This is a genomic window from Corynebacterium amycolatum SK46 (assembly GCF_000173655.1).
Classification (GTDB): Bacteria; Actinomycetota; Actinomycetes; order Mycobacteriales; family Mycobacteriaceae; genus Corynebacterium; species Corynebacterium amycolatum_A.
Genome location: NZ_ABZU01000005.1, coordinates 112568 through 133085, shown reverse-complemented (window position 1 = coordinate 133085; position 20518 = coordinate 112568). Strand labels below are relative to the sequence as shown.

16 protein-coding genes are annotated in these 20518 nt (G+C 59.6%); 7 read left to right on the top strand and 9 right to left on the bottom strand.

Features of this window, described 5'->3' with window-relative positions:
- The first annotated feature begins 174 nt into the window (after positions 1–174).
- Positions 175–795, top strand: a complete 621-nt coding sequence (locus tag CORAM0001_RS05110; RefSeq protein ID WP_005510439.1) for a TetR/AcrR family transcriptional regulator — start codon at positions 175–177, stop codon at positions 793–795.
- Positions 796–848: 53 nt separating this feature from the next.
- Here CORAM0001_RS05110 and yidC read toward each other — a convergent pair whose 3' ends face one another.
- The 4 genes from yidC to CORAM0001_RS05090 all read right to left on the bottom strand — a co-directional run bounded on the left by yidC (position 849) and on the right by CORAM0001_RS05090 (position 5803).
- On the bottom strand, positions 849–2207 hold the full coding sequence (yidC, locus tag CORAM0001_RS05105; protein ID WP_005510427.1) for a membrane protein insertase YidC: 1359 nt from the start codon (positions 2205–2207) through the stop codon (positions 849–851).
- Between the two features lie 196 nt (positions 2208–2403).
- Complete coding sequence (locus CORAM0001_RS05100) at positions 2404–2757, bottom strand: histone-like nucleoid-structuring protein Lsr2 (RefSeq protein ID WP_005510529.1); 354 nt, start codon at positions 2755–2757, stop codon at positions 2404–2406.
- A gap of 348 nt (positions 2758–3105) precedes the next feature.
- A complete protein-coding gene (locus CORAM0001_RS05095) occupies positions 3106–4863 on the bottom strand; it encodes an alkaline phosphatase D family protein (RefSeq protein ID WP_005510459.1) in 1758 nt (585 codons plus the stop codon).
- A gap of 160 nt (positions 4864–5023) precedes the next feature.
- Positions 5024–5803, bottom strand: coding sequence for a DUF6474 family protein (locus CORAM0001_RS05090; protein WP_005510566.1), 780 nt, complete (start codon positions 5801–5803; stop codon positions 5024–5026).
- Positions 5804–5976: 173 nt separating this feature from the next.
- On the opposite strand from CORAM0001_RS05090, the gene CORAM0001_RS05085 reads away from it, so the two are divergent.
- Complete coding sequence (locus tag CORAM0001_RS05085; RefSeq protein WP_005510549.1) at positions 5977–7797, top strand: ribonuclease H-like domain-containing protein; 1821 nt, start codon at positions 5977–5979, stop codon at positions 7795–7797.
- A 4-nt stretch (positions 7798–7801) separates the two neighbouring features.
- Here the strand turns inward: CORAM0001_RS05085 and CORAM0001_RS05080 are convergent, their stop codons facing one another.
- The 3 genes from CORAM0001_RS05080 to CORAM0001_RS05070 all read right to left on the bottom strand — a co-directional run bounded on the left by CORAM0001_RS05080 (position 7802) and on the right by CORAM0001_RS05070 (position 11515).
- Positions 7802–8647 carry a crotonase/enoyl-CoA hydratase family protein gene (locus CORAM0001_RS05080; RefSeq protein ID WP_005510508.1) on the bottom strand — a complete coding sequence of 282 codons (846 nt, stop codon included), beginning with the start codon at positions 8645–8647 and terminating at the stop codon, positions 7802–7804.
- Between the two features lie 170 nt (positions 8648–8817).
- Positions 8818–9414, bottom strand: coding sequence for a superoxide dismutase (locus tag CORAM0001_RS05075; RefSeq protein ID WP_005510435.1), 597 nt, complete (start codon positions 9412–9414; stop codon positions 8818–8820).
- Between the two features lie 136 nt (positions 9415–9550).
- Positions 9551–11515: an alpha/beta-hydrolase family protein gene (locus CORAM0001_RS05070; RefSeq protein WP_244261999.1), complete on the bottom strand. Its 1965-nt coding sequence runs from the start codon at positions 11513–11515 to the stop codon at positions 9551–9553.
- A 122-nt stretch (positions 11516–11637) separates the two neighbouring features.
- Between CORAM0001_RS05070 and CORAM0001_RS05065 the strand changes: the two genes are divergently transcribed.
- The 4 genes from CORAM0001_RS05065 to CORAM0001_RS05050 all read left to right on the top strand — a co-directional run bounded on the left by CORAM0001_RS05065 (position 11638) and on the right by CORAM0001_RS05050 (position 16659).
- Entirely contained in the window at positions 11638–12585 is a 948-nt protein-coding gene (locus CORAM0001_RS05065; protein WP_005510561.1) for an L-lactate dehydrogenase, read from the top strand.
- 138 nt (positions 12586–12723) lie between these two features.
- Positions 12724–14685 carry a pyruvate kinase gene (locus tag CORAM0001_RS05060; RefSeq protein ID WP_005510552.1) on the top strand — a complete coding sequence of 654 codons (1962 nt, stop codon included), beginning with the start codon at positions 12724–12726 and terminating at the stop codon, positions 14683–14685.
- Positions 14686–14814: 129 nt separating this feature from the next.
- Positions 14815–15693: a hypothetical protein gene (locus tag CORAM0001_RS05055; RefSeq protein WP_005510547.1), complete on the top strand. Its 879-nt coding sequence runs from the start codon at positions 14815–14817 to the stop codon at positions 15691–15693.
- Between the two features lie 48 nt (positions 15694–15741).
- Positions 15742–16659, top strand: a complete 918-nt coding sequence (locus tag CORAM0001_RS05050) for a DUF5926 family protein (protein ID WP_005510518.1) — start codon at positions 15742–15744, stop codon at positions 16657–16659.
- Between the two features lie 120 nt (positions 16660–16779).
- On the opposite strand, the gene CORAM0001_RS10890 is transcribed toward CORAM0001_RS05050, so the two are convergent.
- Entirely contained in the window at positions 16780–18177 is a 1398-nt protein-coding gene (locus tag CORAM0001_RS10890; RefSeq protein ID WP_244261998.1) for an LCP family protein, read from the bottom strand.
- A gap of 131 nt (positions 18178–18308) precedes the next feature.
- Here CORAM0001_RS10890 and CORAM0001_RS05040 point away from each other — a divergent pair, with 131 nt between their 5' ends.
- Positions 18309–19118 (top strand): fructosamine kinase family protein, encoded by an 810-nt coding sequence (locus CORAM0001_RS05040; protein WP_005510488.1) that lies wholly within the window; start codon positions 18309–18311, stop codon positions 19116–19118.
- On the opposite strand, the gene CORAM0001_RS05035 is transcribed toward CORAM0001_RS05040, so the two are convergent.
- Positions 19115–20503 (bottom strand): amidase, encoded by a 1389-nt coding sequence (locus CORAM0001_RS05035; protein ID WP_005510535.1) that lies wholly within the window; start codon positions 20501–20503, stop codon positions 19115–19117. The genes CORAM0001_RS05040 and CORAM0001_RS05035 overlap by 4 nt on opposite strands.
- Positions 20504–20518: the final 15 nt, after the last annotated feature.

Sequence of the window (20518 nt, the reverse complement as noted above, 5' to 3'; positions counted from 1 at the left end):
GACTGACTAGTTTGTTCTTTTACAAAAGCACAGTCGCAGATACGCCTACAATGGAATATCACAGACTATGAACGCCCTGTTCAGGGTTGTGAAAGCAATGACGCTTATGCCGGTATTTGCGAGTAAGCAGCTGTTAGAACGGGGTGTGACTTTGGAAGGACGAGAGGTACTGCCGTGGCAGAAGCGACAACGGGCAAGGGCGCAAAAGGCGGCCGCGCTTCCTCTCGCCGTCGTAACCGCCCCAGTCCGCGGGAGCGCCTCCTGGCATCAGCGACAACTCTGTTTACAACGGAGGGCATCCGAGTCGTCGGCATTGACCGTATCCTGCGAGAAGCTGATGTGGCTAAAGCCAGCCTGTACTCGTTGTTTGGATCCAAGGACAAGCTGGTCATCGCATATCTGCAAGACCTCGACGCCAAATGGCGGGAGGCTTGGGAGCAGCGAGTGGCCTCGTTGGATACCCCGGCGGAGAAGATTCTCGCTTTCTTTGATCAGTGTATTGCGGAGCAGCCAACAATCGACTTCCGTGGTTCACACTTCCAGAATGCGGCTAGTGAATATCCACGGCCGGAAACGGAGTCGGAGCAGGACATCCGTCAGGCCGCAGCCGATCACCGTTCCTGGGTTTGGCAACAGCTACACACGCTGCTGACTGAAAACGAATCTAGTATGCCGTCTGCTCACGCAAATATGCTGTTGCTCTACCTCGACGGCGGCCTCGCGGGTGCCAAGATGTCCAAGGACCTGAACCCGCTGCAGATGGCGCGTGACCTGGCTCGTGACCTGGTCACGTAAATACTTATTTCCCTTTTTTTAACGCGCCCTAGTTCTCGCCTTTTACTCACGGGCTAATCCCGGAAGCGTTTCCAGTCCGACTCCTTTGAGCCGGTGGCTCTCTTAACCATATTCTTCGTATTCTGGCCGAGCAGCATTCCCAGGTTCTTTGCAATCAGAATTGGCTTCGGCCGTTTCTGTGCTTTTTGAGCCTTCTCGGCTTGTCGTTTCATGTCGTCCCGCACTTTAGCCAGGCCGGGAAGCGGCGGAACTATACCCGAGGAAATCTTCATATCCTGCGTCAGGGACGGCAAATTGTCCTGAGCGCCAGGCCGCATCTGGGTCACTATGTAGCGAACCTTCGCAATTTTCAAAGCCTGGGCATATTCTTCGTCCTGCTTTGCTTTACGACGGTCCCGCGATTCCTTCTCAATAGCGGCATATTCGCTCTTGTACTGCTTTATCTTCCACGGAGCGAATGCGGACTTGATATAAAATCGACGCTTGGCCTGCTTTAACTTCTTCTTTTCCTCCCGCTCCGATTCGTATTCACCCTTTTGGTGGTTTTGCAGAGTTCGGAAATCGTCCGTCAGCGGGTAGGTCTTTTCCACATAGCGGGTGAGAATAATATTTTGGGTCAGTGTCCAGAAGTTATTGGTGACCCAGTAGACAATTAGAGCCACAGGTGTTGGGCCAAAGAACCCCGCGAAGAGGATCATCAGCGGTGCGTAGATAAGCATTACGCGCATGAATTTGCTGAGGAATACACTGACGCTATTGGAATAGTCGAGAGTGCGCTGCAACCGGCGGTAGGAAATGACCAAGTTAAAACCGGTGAAAATGGCCGCTGCCACGATGCCGATAATGCAGAAAGTTAACAGCGAATCATGATTGCCCCCGAAGATTTGCAGTTGCTCCGGGTCCATGCGCAGATATGCGGGTAGAGGCTGTCCCAAGAATGTCGCACTCAGAAAGTCGGAGATCTCATCCTTAGAGATGAATCCGACATTATGAGACGCAGGCAGCCCAGGCCCCTCAGACGCGCGCAGCATGTGCCTCAGCATGCGAACAAGGCCCATAATCACGGGAATCTGGACGAAGAGGGGCGCCAGCATTACGGAGGTCTTAATACCTTCGGCTTTGCGCATTTCCTTGCTGGCAAAGTTTGCGTATTGTGGCGAGTTCGGCTCGATGCTCCTGCGGTAGCGCTCCTTGAGCATAAAAAGCTGCGGCCGTAGGTTGGCTGTCTTGCGCGCCGAGATAAATTGCTGGAACGCGAGAAACGCCAGGGCGCCACGCACCGTAAACACCAGCAGGAAGAGAGAAAGCGTCCAGGACAGAGAAGACGGCAGGTGAAACACTGAGGCCAATAACAGGTGCCACGCCTTAAGGACAAACGAGACCAGCCAAACAAATGGTTCCAAAATAACCACGGGCCGACTCCTCCATGTCAAGGATAAGAAAAGTAAGACAACCGGATGAGGCCGGTGTGTCAATTCCAGCCGCTATCCTAGCGACTCGAATCACCTGCCCCAACTTTAAAACAGGGCCCCGCTGTGGCGGGACCCTGTCTTTAAGATAGTGAAGCTGGATGAAATCCAGTGGAAGGTAAACGAACCTGGGTGAGAACTAGTTAGCGCTCTCGTACTTTTCAATAATGTGCTTTGGCAGCGCACCACGGTCTGCAACATCCATGCCATTCTCTCGTGCCCACTGGCGAATCTTGCGATTGCGATCACGAGCCTCAGCGGCATTGGGATTAGCGGAAGAGCGCTTACGCGGGGCTACAACCGTGCTGTGATCAATAGAAGCGTTCGCAATATACGGTTCTAATACCTGCTCGAACTTCTCAGCATTTTCCTGAGAGAGGTCGAGAATGTAGTTCTTACCGCGGAAAGAGAAACGAACGACTTGGTGATCTGTGGAATCAAGCGGAGTCCCATCGAGGTCGTCGATGTACTGAATTAGTTCGCGGCGTGCCATAGAATCCCTGCCTTAGCTTGGTGTTGAACTTGTAATAATGAAGAAGGCTTACGGTGAAACTCCAATACGGTGAAATTTCAAATTAATATCAAGCCCTATATTCGTTCCCCCACAGTATAAGTGCAAAGAAATTTAATGTCTATTGACGATAATTGAGCTAGATTGTGCAACTTATATTGAATATATGGTTTGTTAATAATTCGATTAATTGTGCACAAGAACTTGGGGTAATAAAAATACGGCCCTGCATGTTGTGCAGGGCCGTCGTGAACAGCAACTACGCCACTGAGGGCGCAATGCGGGGTGCGCTCTCAGTGGTCGTCGGCAAGCGAAAGGATGAGAAGGCGCTTAAGCCTGGGTCATGCCCTGACCAGGCTTGCCTCGGTAGGTAGCGGCGACGAAAAGTGGCTGGTTCGGTTCCTCCTTGACCTCGACCAGACGGTACTCAGCGGTAACGTCCTCGCGGCCGAAGTAGACAGCGGCGTAGCCGTGGCGGTCGAACTCGAGGTAGTTGACGTACGGGTTCGCAGCCTTGAGTCCAGCGGTAGCAGCCAGGGAAATCGGGTTGTCCTGCGGCAGCTTCACAATGTCATCGATGTTCGGGGCGCTGACGGAAGTACAGACAATCTCAATGGCGGCGATACCGGCACTCGGGTACTGGCCCGGGACCTTCGGTACGTTGCAGTTCCAGGAAGAGTGGATGTCGCCGGTGAGGAAGACAACGTTGTCGTAGCCTTCTTTATCCATGATGTCGATGAGCTTACGACGTTCAGCAGCGTAGCCATCCCACTGATCCAGGTTGTACGGCAGGCCGTCCTGCGGCAGGCTCAGCAGCTCGGTGACAGCGCGGGTGGCCTCCGGATCCAGCGGCGGAACCAGGCACTGGGTGAACATGACCGAGTTACCTACGACACGCCACTTTGCGCTCGAGGAACGCCACTGGCCGAGCAGGTAATTGAACTGCTCAGAGCCGAGCATGGAACGACTCTCATCATCGGTCTCGCCAGCGCGGATGAACTTCAGCTGCTGGTCACGGTAGGTGCGCAGGTCCAGCATGGTCAGGTCGGCGAGATCGCCGAAACGGAAGCTGCGGTAGAGCTTACCGCCCTGTGAGAACGGGACAGCGCGAACCGGCAGCCACTCCAGGTAAGCCTGGATAGCAGCGTCGCGGCGGGCTACGTAGTCGCCTTCGGTCTCCGGGTCGTGGTTCTCAGCGCCACTGTGCCAATCATCGTTGGCGACCTCGTGGTCATCCCAGGTCACAATCCACGGCTTTGCGCGGTGAGCTTCCTGCAGGTCCGCATCGGTGCGGTAGGTGGCGTAGCGCAGGCGGTAGTCAGCGAGAGAAATAATCTCGTGAGCCGGCTTGTGGTCACGAACCGGGCCCTTGCCGGAGTAGCCACCGGCCTCGTACTCGTAGATGTAGTCACCGACACACATGATGATGTCGATGCGGTCATTTTCCGCCATATCGCGGTAAGCGGAGAAGAAGCCACTTTCCCAGTTAGCGCAGGAGGTCAGCGCGATGCCCAGGTGATCTGGCGAGGAGTTCACCGGCGGCGCAGTGCGAGTCTGGCCAATCGGGGAAACCTGACCAGCGTAGTCACCAGCGGTGACGGTAAAGCGGTAGAAGTAGTAGGAATCAGCGGAGAGACCCTTGACATCAATTTTGACGGTGTTGTCAGCATCCGGGTCGGTGTTCAGGGCACCAGAGGCAATGATGTTGCCGAAGCCCTCGTCGGAAGCGACTTCCCACTTCAGGGCAACAGGGCGGCCCTGGTTCGCACCTGCGGTATCACCTGGATGCGAGGTTACGCGGGTCCAGATAAGTACGGAGTCCGGCAGCGGATCGCCGGAGGCCACGCTGTGCTGGAAGACCTGGAAACCACTGGAACCGCCAGCATTAGCTGGGGACTGTGGCTCAGGATTGGCTCCCGCACTAGTAGCGGTTGCCAGGCCGATGGCGCCAGCAGCAGCACCGGTAGCGCCGGCACGCAGTACGGCACGACGAGAAGGGGTAAAAGGCTTTTGGGCTCTTGCGTCACTGTTCGAGACCGCGCCGTTCGGGTTCGAGGCTGCAGTCTGAGATTTATCTGAAGATGGCATAGCCCTCATTACAGTGGCTCTCAGTCCGTAGCGCCATCGGAGGGAGAAAATAGCCCGATACGGGGGTACTAAGAGCGAAAGCGCGACTATTGCTGCTCAACAACAGTCGCGCTTAATTCGACGCGTCTAGGCTTACGGCCTCAATCCGAACCGGTCAGGGTTACGCGCCCAGCTCCGAAATAATCTGGCGATCCAGCGAATCCAGCTCTGCAGTAATGGAGTGGTGCGCGCGGCGACGCTGCTCCGGAGTCATCTTCTCGGCTGCGCTAATGGCATCAGCCATGACATCCAGACGCGAGTTAGCATCCTTGATAAAGCCGTCGGTGCCCTTGGCGCCCGACTTACGCAGCTCTGTCAGTGAACCGCGAGTGGCCTCAATGCGGGCGAGCAGCGGTGCACCGTGCCCCTGGTAGCGAGCGGCATCGTCAGCGGAAACGCCGAACTTTTGCGCTGCCGCGGAGTGCTCACGGCGCTGAACGGCAGTGATGGCGCGGTAAGCCAGCGGAACCAGAACCGGCACCAGCAGGCGTGCGCCACCAATCCACGACTTTGCCTTGTCCTTGGTGAATCCCTGGTTGCGCTGCTGTTCCAGAATCTTCTCGGCCATCTTGGTCTGGTGACGCTGCTTAGCGGCCAGTGCCTTCTTCTCGTCCTTGGCACTTGCCTTGCGCATCTTCTCCGCGCGCTTCAGAGCACGGTTTTCCAGTTTGAGTTCCTTCTTACCGAGCTTTTTCTCAGAACGAACGCGGCCAGCGGCCTCCTTCAGCTCCAGCTTGTGCTGGTGCTTCTGGTCGCGCTTAGCGGCCTTGACCTCAGCCTTGTGTGCCTTGCGATTAAGTCGAGCTGCGTGGCGAGCCTCTTCCTTAGCCTTCGCCTTGGCAGCCTTCACCTGCTTGGCGGTTTCGCGCCGACGCTCACGGATGTCACCCAAGAAGCTCATTTTTTCCTTCGCCTAGTTGCTCGCAGATAGTCCCTCCGGAAAAGCGGGGCGGAAAACCCGTAAACCCCACCGCGCCGGAGTGCGCTTGCCAGATGCAGTGGCTGCATCACGATTCTTGCTATCCAAGCTTAACGTGAAACTTCCTACCGAGTGGCGATACGCTAATTCTCATTGTGACTGATTCATCCGTTTCGCGCCCGCTTCTCCATGCGAGCGACCTCATCGGCTGCCGCTACCGGCTGAGCCTCGACCTGCGCGAGGGGCGGCTAGTCGAACCTGCTTCTCACCACGAGCACCGCTTGCCGACGTCCATCGCGTCCATCCCCGGCCTGTACACAGTGGTCTCGGGGCCGGACGCTCACCTGGATACCCTTGAGGCCATCGCCCGCGGAGAAAGCGTCATCGCCGGTGCCGTGCTCATGCATGAGCGCCCGATTCCCGGTGGGGTGTACTCGGGAATCGACGAGATTTGCCACCCCGATCTGCTGGTCAAGGTCGATGATTCACCACAGACGACCTCTCCGACATACATGCCGGTCCTGGTTGTCACACGGCACCTGCTCTCTGCGCGCAAACAGGGTCGGCGGCGTAAGCCGTCGTCAAGCAATGCGGCGCGTGCGGCGTCGATGCAGGTGCGACTGCTGGGCGTTGACCGGCTCGGGCGTGATGGCGTGATGGGGAGGACCCTGCGTCAGGCGATGGTTATCACGGACGAGTGGAAGCTGCGGCATTACGGACCCGATGCTGTGAAGCTTGGGCAGGCGGCGGCGATACTCCACCGGCTGGGCGTGTCCTGTGGCCTGGTGGGAGCGATTAGTGCCACCGGAATGAACCTGGATACACGGCATATTGTCATTGCCGATGAGGGCTCGCGCGTCGCCTCGTACCGGATGGCGTTGCGAGACGCGCGTGATGCCGTCGCTGCCACTCAGGGGCGACCGTCACGGTTTACGCCGGGGACCTGGCCGCTGGCGCCGCGGCGCATCCGGGAGTGCCGAACCTGCCGTCACCACGACCGTTGCTTGGATGAGCTGACCGCAAGTGACGACATTTCCCTCCTCCTACCTGGGGATAAGTCCATGCGGTTGCGCAGTGTGGGCATCGACACGGTCACGGCACTGGCGCAGGCGAGCACCAATACTCCGCACGTCAGCAAGGAGCAGGTGTGGATGGCGAGGGCGCGGCTTGCCGACGTCGACGCGCTCCGGGTAACCGCCAAGACATCGGCCCCACGTGGCGATGTCGAGATGGACATCGATATGGAGGCGTACCCCAACGATGGCGCCTACCTGTGGGGAACATGGGTGCCCGGGGAGGACTACCGCGGGTTCATCACCTGGGAGCCACCGGGGCCAGAGGGGCTCGGCGGCACGGCGGAGGCCAGGAACTTTGCGATTTTCTGGGATTACCTGATGCGACGTCGAAATGCGGCGCATGAACAAGGCAAGACCTTCCGCGCCTATTGCTGGGCAGCAGAGGGCGAGAACTATTGGCTACGTCAGAGCGCTACCCGGTTCGGCGGCCAGGAATTTGTGGTGCCCGCAGATTCGGCGGATCTGGCCGCAGGCGATGGGGCTGGTTCCGGTTCCGAGGCAGCTGGCCCGACAAAGATTGTGCGGGTGCCGACCCGCGAAGAAGTGGACAAGTTCATTGCCTCGGAGGACTGGGTGGACATGCTGAAGGTCGCCCGTCGCCAGATTCTCTCCACCGTCGGCATGGGGCTGAAAATCGTGGCCCCGTGGTCGGGCTTCCACTGGCGCGACGCCGACGTTGACGGCGAGGCATCGCTGGATCTGTATCGCATTGCGACGGCCACTGACCTCGACTTTGTCGCGGAACAGTCCTTTGAAAAACTCACGCAAGCCGAGGCGCGCGCCATGCTACTGCGCTACAACGGCGATGACTGCCGGTCGGTAGCCCACGTCCGCGACTGGCTGGATTCACAGCGCGCGGCCGCGGACCTGCCGCATGGGGATGACCTGCCGGTTCCGTAGCGCGCTAACCACGCGTCCACGTGCCGCGCCGGGCGAACTTAGGCGAGGCCTTCTTCATCGCAGCATTGCGAATGATGGCCGTGTTCTTGCGGGCTAACAGCAACAACTGTTGTGTGCGCTCGGCACGGAATGTTGAGCGAGGGGAGCGGTGCACATCGCGGAAAAGCCGCTTCGTCGCCGCCAGCTGATCTGGCGAGCGCGTCGCCAGCTGTGCCAACTTCTCCTTGGCTAGCTCAAGTGCAGCGTTCTCCGTGTCAACGGTCCATGTCGCCAGACCAATCTCAGTTGCTTCCTTGCCGTTGAGTTCTTCGCCAGACATGGTCAGCCAACGTGCAGTATCGGCGCTGACCTCGTCGAGAATGGTTCGCATACCGGACATATCCGGAATCAGTCCCCACTTCGCTTCGAGGATTGACCACTTGGCATCACCCGTCGTAATGCGGAAATCAGCACCCAGCGCAATCTGTAGACCACCGCCGTAACAGTGCCCATGCACCGCCGCAATGACCGGCACCGGCAGGCGTCGCCAGTCCCAGCAGGCGCGCTGGAATAGGTTCGTGCCGTGGATATCGGGGACGAATGAGCGCAGAATGCGCGAGGGCTTCTTAAATGCCGATGCGAAATCGAGTCCAGCGCAAAACGATTTGCCCTCGCCACGTAGGATTACGCCGCGCAGATCGCGGTCAGCTGCCAGTTTCCGGGCGACGGCGGACAGCTCGGTCAGCATCTCAAGTGTTAGACCGTTGAGTTTGTCTCCGCGGTCCAAACTGACGACAGCGATTTTCGCCGCCTCTGAATCAGCTACGGCGAGGTGTTCATAGGTGACGTTGACATTGTTGCTGGTGCTCATGGGCACTAACGCTAAACGACGGCTACGTGTGCTGCCCGGGAAATACCAAAAGTGGTCTCAAACAAGACATAAAAAACCGACCCGCTGAGGGTAAGCCCCGTCAGCGAGCCGGTAAGCCATCTTTAGCGCGCGGCAGGGACGCGTAAAAAGCCGCGCGCTGTTAGCCGAGATTACTTGGCAGCTGCGAACAGCTCTGCAGCGTAATCCCAGTTGAAGACGTTCCAGACAGCCTTGACGTAGTCAGCCTTGACGTTCTTGTACTGCAGGTAGAAAGCGTGCTCCCACATATCCAGCAGCAGAACCGGCTTCAGGTTGATGGACAGGTTGCCCTGCTGGTCAGTCATCTGCTCAATAACCAGGCGCTCTGCAATGGTGTCGTAACCCAGAACAGCCCAGCCGGAGCCCTGCAGGCCCAGAGCAGCAGCGTTGAAGTGAGCCTGGAACTTCTCGAAAGAGCCGAAGTCGCGCTCGATAGCCTCAGCCAGCTCACCAGTCGGCTGGCCGCCACCGTTCGGGGACAGCAGCTTCCAGAACAGGGAGTGGTTGGTGTGGCCACCCAGGTTAAAGGCCAGGTCCTTGGACAGGCCGGTAACAGCTGCGAAGTCGCCGGACTCGCGAGCAGCAGCGAGCTTCTCCAGTGCAGCGTTGGCGCCGTTGACGTAATTAGCGTGGTGCTTGCTGTGGTGCAGCTCCATAATCTCGCCGGAGATGTGCGGCTCCAGAGCGTCGTAAGCGTAATCCAGCTCAGGAAGTTCGTACTTAGTCATTAGGAAAATTCCTCCTCAACACGTTTTTAGGTTGTGCCGTCGATGGTACTCAAGATGAGCGGATGCGCAACCATTTAAGCAATACAATTAGTGCGAAATTCGTAAAAAGTACTGGTCAAAGGTATCTGTCGCAAGTTTATGAACGTGGCGGCTGAGTGCGGCGAATCCACTTACTCACACGCTTGAAGCGCATTCCGGCTGCGCCACCCAGGTCGTCGTCAAGCGGAATGTCGAGGATGGAAGCCCACGTTGGCAGCATTTCTTCCTCGTACCGGTGGCCGTGACCGCCGGGGACGGTGACGGAAGCGAGGCCGTCGATAAGCACCTGCCAGAAGGTGACGAACGGGTGCCAGCGCATGGAGGGGAGGACATCGCGGCCGACGCGCTCTGCAAGCCAGTCGGGGCGGCGCCAGGCCAGCGGGTAATCCCACCAGACGATGGGGTCAGAGGCATGCTGCAGGAATGCGACGCGCGGGAATTCCCACGGCCCGAACTTGGTGCCATAGAAGGAGTGGTACAGCTCGTCGGGGCGCGTAGCGAAGCGGATGTTTCGCCCCTCGTCGATGACCGGAGCGATTTCCGGGGATCCCTTTGTCCGACGGTGTGTCAGCTCTTTCCACATTGCGGAGAACTGCGGCGTGCCAGTCCAGACAGCACCGTCGACGCGTGCGAGCATGTCGGCGGAATTCTCGAACGCGCCGAGACCGCCAAAACCGCCGAGGGATTCACCGGCGACGTAGACCTTTGGCCGGTCGTTTTCCGGCATCTTGTCGACTTCCTGCAACACCCGATGGATAAGGGTGTGGCCAGCTGCGATTGGGGTTTCGTGGTCCGTTAGCCACGCCACTGGGGAGGGGAGGTCGGAGTACTGCAGAGCGACAGTGGCGCAATTGCCAAGGGTCAAGAACTCTGCAGCCTGCGCCGACCACGGTGGCACCCAACCGGTGCCAGTGGTGGTGAAGACAACCAGATGATCGCGCCGGAACGCGCCGGTGCGGTGCATCTCGCGGATGATGAGCTCCGCCTGCTCCCGCAGGGAACGGCCTTGTACCTTGCCCGCATAAATGCGGATGGGTTCCTGCAGTTCGGAGAGCGGCTTGCCAGTAACCACTGCCAAATCTCGGGCACGGGGGCCTTCGGCGACGAAGACGCGTCCCTCGGCGCCGAGTGCGTACCACGGCTCCAAAGACCATGGGCTTCCGGAACGTTCCGGCTCCCACGGCTGCATGCGGCCTGGAACTACCAGGGTATTCAGGTAGCGGTACTTCTTGGCGATGGACTCCAAAGTCCGACGGATAAGCAGTCGGTCAATGCTGGCGGCCACGGCACCACCGACGATGGCACCGCTGAGAACCGGGGCGAGACCGCGCGGCAGCCAGGGGCGGAGGTTGTCCCGCAGTAGGTCATAGCCGCGGTTGGCCAGCGCGGAGAGCCCCCGAGTGGTCAGGTAGAGACCACTGGCAATCATTGTGGAGGCGAACTGGCTGCGTGCGGATTCCTGCTCATCCTTGCCCACCAGTCGACCAATTTCGCGCTGCTGGGAAATGGAGCGCAGCCACAGCGCCGCGGTGGTGGCCGTGGTGGCCACGTGCCAGGTCACGGCCAGTGCGCGCTCGTGTCGAGGTGCCAGCGCAAAGCGGCTGAGCGGAGTGCTGGCCAGACGTCGCATCGTCGTGTTGTAGCCATAGCCGATGGCCACCCCGGTGACATGACCCGCCAGCTGTGCCAGGAAGGTCACAGTAACGGTGGCGGTCCTAGTGCGCGGCATCAGCGAGGGACTAAAGGCAGCCCATGACACAATCTCTGCACCAATTAGACCGGGGTTGGAGGGGATGCCCGCCCGCAGTGCACTGCGGATAGTGCCAGGGCCGGTACCTAGGAGGCGTTCGCGAAAGACTTTGGTGGCCATCAGACTGCCGGTGCCGACTGCGCCCAGCGCTTTGGCCATGCCAGCTGTGCCAGCGACTCCTGTAATTCCCGTTCGAGTTGCTCGTGCAGCTCGCACCGTCCTGGTGATTTCGATTGGCTGAGCTACAGGTGTGTTGCCCGTAGACGCAATCGAGGGCGCAATCGAAGTAAATGCGCGACGCAGGAATCCCATGGCTCCCATCATGGCAAAGTTTTTTCCACGGGGTAATTCATCCCGCGCCAGTTTTCGGCACAAAGCGTAGCCTGTGGGGGTGTCGCAACTTTTCCGAATCGGTTGAGAAGGATCCGAGGGCTATGAAGCTATCCACAGGAAATAAGGTCGTGCTGATCGGTGCTGGCGACGTCGGCGTGGCATACGCGTACTCGCTGGTCAACCAGGGCACTGTCGACCACTTGGCAATCATTGACATCGACGAGAAGAAGACGATGGGTAACGTCATGGACTTAAACCATGGCGTGGTGTGGGCGTCGTCGCGCACCAAAGTCACCCAGGGCACGTACGCCGACTGTGATGATGCCGCGCTGGTGGTCATCTGTGCAGGTGCGGCACAAAAGCCGGGCGAGACTCGCCTACAGCTGGTGGACAAGAACATGAAAATCATGAAGTCCATCGTCGATTCCGTTATGGCCAGCGGTTTTGATGGGCTCCTACTGATCGCCGCCAACCCCGTCGACGTACTCACGTACGCGGCGTGGAAGTACTCCGGGCTGCCGCATAACCGTGTTTTCGGCTCCGGCACCATCCTGGACACGGCACGTTTCCGCTACATGCTGGGTGAATACTACGATGTTTCCCCGATGAGCGTGCACGCATACATCATTGGTGAACACGGCGACTCCGAGCTGCCGGTGTTGTCCAGCGCCAACGTTGCAGGCGTCAGCCTGTCCAAGCGTCTCGCCGCCGACCCCACGCTTCACGACGAGCTGGAGGACATCTTCATCCGAACCCGTGATGCCGCCTACGAGATTATCGATGCCAAGGGCTCCACTTCCTACGGAATCGGTATGGGGCTGGCCCGCATCACGCGCGCCATTTTCCAAAACCAAGAGGTAGCTCTGCCGGTCTCCGCATACCTGCAAGGTGAATACGGCCATGAGGACGTGTTCATCGGAACACCAGCCATTGTGAACCGCCGAGGAATTCGCCGCGTTATCGAGCTTGAGTTGGATGAATACGAAACGAAGCAGCTGGACAAGTCCGTCCAGACGCTTCGAGATGTGCAGGATCCATTCTGGAAGTAACTGCTGGTAGTGAGAGCGCATGTCTTCTCGACATGCGCTTTCGGCCGTCTCATTTGAGAATGAGAATGCCCACCTTCTATTGGCCCGCGTGGCCGACTCTGGCCAACGCCTCGTCTTAAACACAGGAGTGCCTTCTCTATGGCAGCGCAGAGCCCTCAAGACACAGCAACTGACAACACTGAAAGCGGCGCGGCCGTACCGCGTCTGGATGACCTCATCAGCAAGGTCACTGATCTGATTACAGAGTTGGACGATGTCTCAGTGGAGGCATCTGCACTGCTCGCAGAGGTGCCGGAAGAGCGTCGTCGGCACGCGGAAAATCTGCTGCACTACGCACACCTGCGCACAATTGACATCCGTGAGCTGCAGAACAGCTTGCACGACCTTGGCGTGACCAGTCTGACCACGGTGGAGACGTTCACCCGGGGGCGCCTTGAGTTGGCCCTCAACGCGCTGTTGGCGCTGGCGGGGCGCACCTCAGATATCGATGTCGCCCGCATTATTGCCGACGATGAGCGCGCGGATGTTGCTCTGGATAGCAACGCCACCGAGCTGTTCGGTCAGGAGCGCGCGGATGTCACTTCGCACATTATGGTGACCCTGCCCGCCGAGGCCGCCGACGACGCAAAGTTGGTGGAGAGCTTCGCTGCTGCCGGCATGGATCTTGCTCGCATCAACTGCGCCCACGACGGTCCTGAGCAGTGGAGCCGCATGATTGACAACGTCAATGCTGCAGCTGAGAAGGTCGGCCGCCGCATCTTCGTGTCCATGGATCTGGCTGGCCCGAAGCTGCGCACAGGCGATATCGAACCGGGGCCGCGCGTAGGTCGCGCCCGTGTTGTGCGTGACGACGCCGGCACGGTCATCTCCAAGTCCAAGATTTGGCTGACCCCACGTCTGGATGAGCACCCAAAGCCAGCTCCGAACGATCTGCCGGGGCGTCCTGCTCTGCCGCTGCAAGCAGATCAGGGATGGTTGGAGCAGTTGCAGCTTGACGATGTCATTACGCTGCATGACTCCCGCTCGGCGAAGCGTCACTTCACCGTTGTGCGCATCGACACCGATGCCGACGGCGAGGTCGAGGCCGTGCTCGCCGAGGGGGAGAAGAACGCCTGGATCGCCGAGGGCACACACCTGCGCAGCAACTACGAGGTCACACGTGCTGGCGGCGTGCCGCCGACCGTGCAAAAGCTGCGTTTCCACACTGGGGATGAGTTCATTCTCACCAGCCGCGAGGAAATCACCACCATTCCACGCGCCGACGATGAAATTCCACGCGTCTCCTGCTCGCTGCCGTCTGCCGTGGCGGCTCTGAAGCCGGGTGATCCGGTGCTTTTCGACGACGGTGCACTCGGTGCTGAGGTGGTTGAGGTCTCCGAGACGTCGTCAAGCGAAGATAGCCACGTCGATGCCCGCTTGCGTGTTCAGCGCACCAAGCCGAACGGACAGCCGTTGGCGGCGCATAAGGGAATCAACCTGCCGAACACCGACCTGCCGCTCAATTCGCTTACCGACGAAGACATTGAGCATCTGCGCTTTGTGGTGGAGCACGCGGACATTGCTGCGGTGAGCTTTATTCGCACGCAGGAGGATGCTGAGTACGTCTACAAGGTGCTCGATGAGATTGCGGCAGAACATGAGGCTGCGGGCCGCGAGGATCTGGCATCGAGGGCTCGGGACCTGGGTGTTGTGCTGAAGATTGAGACTATTCCGGCATTCCAGAATTTGCCGGGAATCATCATTGCCAGCATGAAGCGTGCCAAGTCCGGTCTGATGATTGCCCGCGGTGACCTGGCTGTGGAACTGGGCTTCGATCGCATGGGCGAGGTTCCGGGCCAGATTCTGACGCTGGCGCAGGCAGCCGGAGTGCCGACCATTCTGGGTACTCAGGTGCTGGAGAACATGGCCAAGGCCGGGCTGCCGTCCCGCGCGGAGATTACCGACGCGGCCTTCGCCCTGCGTGCCGAGTGCGTGATGCTGAACAAGGGGCCGCACATCACCGAGGCCATCGCGATTTTGAACAACCTGGCTCGGAAGATGGGTCGTTCGCAGCGTAAGAGCCGCATCATGCTGCGGAAGATTCGCAGCTGGTCGGACTAGTGGCGGGGTTAGTGGCTGGACTGATAGCCGGGCTAATTTAGGTAGGTTAGGAAAGCGCACCTAAAAACACCGTGGGAGAAAAGACTGCGGAAGAAGCCGACCGCGCGTAAGAGAGGAGCCCTGCGGAAAATGTCTAATGAACAGGCAGAAAACGCGGGGTGGGCTGTGCCGCCGCAGTCTCCAAAGCAACAGCCGCCGCAGTCCCCACCTCAGGTGGTGCTGCCACCGCAGCAGAGCTGGCAGCCGACTGTCTCGGATTCGACCATCACGGGTGCGACGCCGCGCTGGAAGGCCGATGAGATTGTTCGCAAACGCGCGGACAGCGTCTTTCGATGGGCAATGAGCGGCGCCGGAGTATTCGCCGCATTTACCGTGTTCGTCTGGATGAGCATCCTGAGCCCCGGTCAGGACCTGGTGGTTTCCCTCCTCGGCGAATTAGGAGCATGGGCTTTCGGTCTCTGCGGAATGGTTTCCCTCATTGGGCTGGGTTTTTCGGTCTACAAGACCCTCCAGGTGCTGCGTGACCGCGCAACGTATGCTCGCCCACTGCTGTCGCGCACGGCAACGGATGTGCGCACGATGCACATGTGGCCAGTGCGCAACATCACGGGGCCAGTGGTCGCGTTGGCTGAAACAGGAGTCACTGCCGTAATGGGGCCAGGTCGTTTTATCTGGTATCTGGCCTGCGTTTTGTGGCCTCTAGCAGTGGGGTGGTTTATCGCAGCCGACGTGTCCCGGACGTACTTCCAGGCCGGAATCATCACCGTTTTAGCTTGTGTGACGACTGCGCTTACAGCGCGGCTACTCGGCTACGTATTGGCGCCTGAGGAAGTGCATCGCAATATTCCCGTTGGGTCCGGTCGCGAGCGCACTCAGCCCGGTTTCTGGTCCAAGGGCTTCATCCCCAGCGAAGCTACCGATGAACAAGGGGAGGCGGGCGCAATGGCCGTCGACAAGCATCTTTTTAAAGGAACGGCGAGCGAATTCGTCGATGATCTTTATAAGTAGCCCAGGCAGTCGCGAATTACGGACTGCGAATAGGTATTCTGTGGCCTTGTGGGAAAGAAATCTCGTAAGAAGAATAATCAGGCCCCGGAGGGCATGAGCCGCCGTCAGGCGAAGCTGGCAGCTCGCGCTGCTGAGCGTGCAGCGCTGCTGGGCAATCCGCGTCCGTTCAAGGACTTCGACGAAGAGGCTGACATCGTGGCTGTCCGCGAGTTCGCTCCGGCTGTGGTCATTCCGGTCACGGTTGCCGGTGCCGAGCGTGACATCAAGCTGTGCACCGTGCTGCCAGGTGGCGTTGCGGCCCTGACGCGTGCCGCTGACCAGGGCAATGAGGCTTTCGTCGCGCTGCAGACGCAGGCTCGCACCAATGACGGCGCTGCGGATCTCTCCCGTGCGCTGGCATGGGCCTGTGACGCAGAGCCGGGTCAGCAGCTCTCCGCCGCCACTGACGGCGAGGCCGCACCGCTTACCGACGTCCTGACCGCCGTGGATCTCGACAACCTGGAGGTCCACCAGGACTTCGAGTGGTGGATTCCCAAGGGCATTGAACGTACCCCGATGATTGAGCAGAACCTGGCCGTGGCTAACGACGCGATTCTCCCGTCATACCGCCTGGATGCGAAGGTCGCTGGTGCTGTGTGGTGGATTGATCCGGGCGAGCGCGCCCACATCCGCTGGGTGCGCCGTGAAGATGAGAAGCCACTGCTGGATGCCTTGGCACGCGTGCACGCTGCGGACAACCTTTCGCTGGGAGAGGGCACTAAGTTCGCTGGTGTCTTCCGCACCGATGGCCTGCTGGTGCCGGTCTGGGACCTGGATAACGCCAAGCCGCACGACCACTGGATTGCTGCTGTGGAAGAGGCCGACAAGCGTATCGCTGAGGCGCTGGCCAGCGAAGAGCCGCTGACCGCCGAGGAGCGCAAGTCCCGTGAGACCATCGTGTCCCGTCAGGTGACCATTCGGAACTAGGTACCTAGACAGCCTGGCGCAGCTGGTTTAAAAACTAACGCGTGTGGCCCAGCAAAAAGCTAAGTCACACGCGTTAGTTGTCTAGAAAGCTATCTGAAACTGTTTTAGCTACCCTCTTGGTTATCTCAGCTCCGCAAAAAGTGCTGGCGCTTCGATTTCGTCCCAGAGCAGCACATTGCCCGCATAACCGGTATCCATGGCGCCTGAGGTTGGCACGGTAAGAGAATCGGAACCGAAGAGCATGCGCAACATCAGCCAGGTCAGATGCCAGACATGGTCACCATCGCCGACGAACACGGCCTTAGTGCCAGCATTGGCCAGGCGAATCCAGCGGTAAGGGTTGAGCCATACCGCAGGTGATTTCAGCCGTCCCATCAGCGCACCCATGAATTCACGCTGCCGCTCTACGCGGTCCAAGTCTCCCTGGGCGGTGGCACGGGTGCGCACGTAACCCAGGGCGCCCGCGCCGTCGAATTTCTGGCAACCTGCCTGAATATTCAGGCCTGCCAGCGGATCGTCGATGGCTTCTTCAGGGCACATCTCGATGCCACCGACAGCGTCGACGACACCGGCGAAACCGCCAAAGCCAATTTCGGCGTAGTGGTCGATGTGAATTCCAGTGTTTTTCTCTACGGTGTCGATGAGCAGCTGGGGGCCACCAAATGCGAATGCCGCATTGATCTTGTTCTTGTCATTGCCCGGGATATCCACGAAGGAGTCACGCGGGATACTGACCAACTTCGGCTCACCGAACGCCGGAATGTGGGCAATCATGATGGTGTCGGTGCGCTGGCCGAAATCACCACTGCCCGTCGACAGCTTTGCAGCATCTTCCTCTGACAGGCCCGTACGAGAGTCCGAACCGACGAGCAACCAGTTGGAGGACAGCGTATTGGCAGGGCGATTTTCCAGACCTGAGAACGCATCGACCCTGGTCAGGCGGATGTCGACAAGTGCCATCGTGACGACAAGGAAGATGACGAGAAGCAGGATGATGGATTTAAAGCGCAAGCGTGGCAGCCGCATGCGTGGCATGCGGAACCCAGACCTGACGCCGCCACGACTGCCACGGCGTCCACCACGGCCAGAACTCACTGCTTGTGGGGCACTGTAGTAGTCCTGTGACGAACCCTGCGAGGAAGATTGGAAATCCGCATCCGGGTTATATCCGGGTGGAGGAAACCGCGGATCGCTGCCAGCGCGGCCGCTACCGACCCGGTTCATCGGTGGACGGGACTCAATGCGGGTTTCGTTCAGTGGCGCCTGCCGACGTTCCGGTTGCGGCCTAGACCTGCGCGGAGGCATAGGCGCTGGGCGGGCTGCCCCTGCCCTAGATGGGCGGTCGGAACGGGGCGGGATGGGGCGTCGTGAAGCGCCACGCGAATCGGCCTCACGGGGGCGGGTATGCTTCGGCGACGCCTCGTCCACACGGCGGTAGATGGGGCGGCCATAGCGATCTTTAAGCGGCCTACCGTATCGGTCGCGGGCAATGCGCGAGTCGTCGAAGTTGCCTTCCATACCAATAAAGAATAGGCAACGACAGTGCACTAAGAGAACCGAGACAGCAATACAAGTCTTGGTAGCGCTGGCGTTACCCTGCATGCGACGTGCTGAAAGGGGTCGGGAACGAAGAAGAATATGCTGGAAATATGTCCGCAATGAACCAGAACAACGAACGTGCAGTCAACGAGTCGGATGTTTATGTCAAGAGCCGACATGGTGTCCCGCGGGATTTCTTCGCCTGTGAGGCAGCGGGGCTGGGTTGGCTGCGCGAGGGCGAAGCTGACGGCGGTGCGCGCGTAGTGGATGTGCTGGGCGTGAGCGGGCATGCGCTGGAATTGCGTCGAATCGAGTCGACGGCGCCGAATCCACAGGCGGCGTACGAGTTCGGAAAATCGTTGGCCATTACCCACAATCTGGGCGCTGCTGGCTGGGGTGCCGGCCCCGATGGGTGGGAAGGGCACGGCTACTTCGGTCCACTGGATCAGCCACTGCAGATGGACCTGACTCCACGGGAGACCTTCGGTGAATACTGGGCGAAAGGGCGTCTACTGCCCGCGCTGGGAAAGTTGGAAAGCTCCTACAATAACCGTCAGCTAGATATCTTTGACCAGCTCATTGACCGGCTCTTGGCTGGAGATTTCGACAATGAGCCAGACGCTGCGCGTGTCCACGGTGACCTGTGGTGGGGAAACCTCATGTGGGATGCAGACGGCGCGATTTTGATTGACCCCGCGGCGCACGGCGGAACCCGCGAGGAGGATTTGGCACTGCTGGCGCTATTCGGGGCAACCCACTTCGACGAGATCTTGCGTGGTTACGAGTCCGTACATCCCCTGCCGGATTTCGCCGAGAGCTGCGAACTCCATCAGCTCTACGCCGTGCTCATGCACGCGGTGCTATTTGGTGGCGGATACGCCGGACAGGCGGCGGCAATGGCGGCGAAGTACGTGCGCTAGCTGGCGTTAGAAGCCTCCAGCACGCTAGCCATCTCCAGTAGCTCTGCCTCGCCGCAGCGCACCGCACCGATGTTGACACTGGTGGCGGGGAGCTTCGCATTGGGCGTACTGCCGCTAGTGTCCAGCACAGCAATTGGCACGGACACGCTTGCCCACCCAGTCAGATTCCACAGCGACAACCACGGTGTCCACCGGGTTTGCTCGTCAAAGTCCTCCCACGGCGCCAACGCAGAGAAGTGCCCAATACGCGGCGGATCAAATGCCAGCGTTGGCGTAATCACCGCATCGACTTCCCAACGCGACCGAATCGCGCCGGGCAGAGCCATCCGCTGCTGATGCGTCGCCGCCGCCTCCGCTGTAGAAATCTCCTGGCCACAGGCGCGAATCCACTCCACGATCTCGGAGTAGTCCGCGCGCGGCAATTTCGTGGCCATTCGCGTGATGGTCCGTCGAAAAATCTCGAACACGTCCGGACCTGCCGGATCGTAGGGGCTGGGCACTTCCACCACGTCGTACCCGGCGTCGGCAAGACGGTCAGCCGCCGCCCACGCACCGTTTGCCCATCGCTTATCGACGTCCACCTCAGCATGAAAAGGGCTGACAGTGACACCGATGCGAAGGGGACGCTGGGACCGTCGGAAAGCATGCGGAGTTGCGGAAAGTGGCACCCCGGCCAGCAGTGCTGCGTCATCGACTGTGCGAGTGAGGAAGGCGGGCGTGGAGAGATTTCCACCCGCAATATCATGCGCTGGCTTCAACCCAACGAGGCCACAGCAGGCGGCGGGCACACGGATGGAACCGCCACCGTCAGAGCCCAGAGCTGCGGGAACGACACCAGTTGCGACAGCCACCGCGCTGCCGCCCGAGGAACCACCGGGAGTGCGTGGCGTGGTATCCGGCTGATTGGACAGCTGATTGGGCGCGGCGAAATAGGGGTTTTCCGGAGCCGGGTAGCCAATCGGCTCGGTGTAGGCCGTCATCCCAACCTCGGAGGTGTGTGTAGTCGACGTGAGGATGGCGCCGCGAGCCAGAAGTTTCGCCACGGGTTCCGAGGTTTCGGTGGCGGTGAAAGCCAAGTTGGCGGAGCCCATCGTGCATTTGACACCGGTGATGGTGAATAGATCCTTGATTGCCACTGGCAGTCCCAGGAGGTCACGCGGGAGGCCGTGGCTAGCGCGCCGGGAGATCTCTGATTGAGCAGTGAGGCTGCGTGCGCGGTCGACAGCGTGCTCGGCCAAGGACGTGGCAATACCGAAACGGGCGGGATTGGTCGCGGCGTCGTCGGCAAGCGTGGCGAATTCCGAAACGATTTCCGATACCGAGATTGCGCCACTGCGCACGGCTTCAGTGAGGGCGCGGGCGGGCATCTCGGAAGAAGAGGTCATGCAATAAGTGTAGAA

Bases quoted from the DNA above. Each gene is read 5' to 3' on its own strand.
- CORAM0001_RS05070 (WP_244261999.1), bottom strand. From the start codon at position 11,515: ATGGGATTCCTGCGTCGCGCATTTACTTCGATTGCGCCCTCGATTGCG.
- CORAM0001_RS05060 (WP_005510552.1), top strand. From the start codon at position 12,724: ATGGCAGCGCAGAGCCCTCAAGACACAGCAACTGACAACACTGAAAGC.
- CORAM0001_RS05100 (WP_005510529.1), bottom strand. From the start codon at position 2,757: ATGGCACGCCGCGAACTAATTCAGTACATCGACGACCTCGATGGGACT.
- CORAM0001_RS05090 (WP_005510566.1), bottom strand. From the start codon at position 5,803: ATGAGCTTCTTGGGTGACATCCGTGAGCGTCGGCGCGAAACCGCCAAG.
- CORAM0001_RS05040 (WP_005510488.1), top strand. From the start codon at position 18,309: ATGTCCGCAATGAACCAGAACAACGAACGTGCAGTCAACGAGTCGGAT.
- CORAM0001_RS05075 (WP_005510435.1), bottom strand. From the start codon at position 9,414: ATGACTAAGTACGAACTTCCTGAGCTGGATTACGCTTACGACGCTCTG.
- CORAM0001_RS05095 (WP_005510459.1), bottom strand. From the start codon at position 4,863: ATGCCATCTTCAGATAAATCTCAGACTGCAGCCTCGAACCCGAACGGC.
- CORAM0001_RS05055 (WP_005510547.1), top strand. From the start codon at position 14,815: ATGTCTAATGAACAGGCAGAAAACGCGGGGTGGGCTGTGCCGCCGCAG.
- CORAM0001_RS05080 (WP_005510508.1), bottom strand. From the start codon at position 8,647: ATGAGCACCAGCAACAATGTCAACGTCACCTATGAACACCTCGCCGTA.
- CORAM0001_RS10890 (WP_244261998.1), bottom strand. From the start codon at position 18,177: ATGGAAGGCAACTTCGACGACTCGCGCATTGCCCGCGACCGATACGGT.
- CORAM0001_RS05035 (WP_005510535.1), bottom strand. From the start codon at position 20,503: ATGACCTCTTCTTCCGAGATGCCCGCCCGCGCCCTCACTGAAGCCGTG.
- CORAM0001_RS05065 (WP_005510561.1), top strand. From the start codon at position 11,638: ATGAAGCTATCCACAGGAAATAAGGTCGTGCTGATCGGTGCTGGCGAC.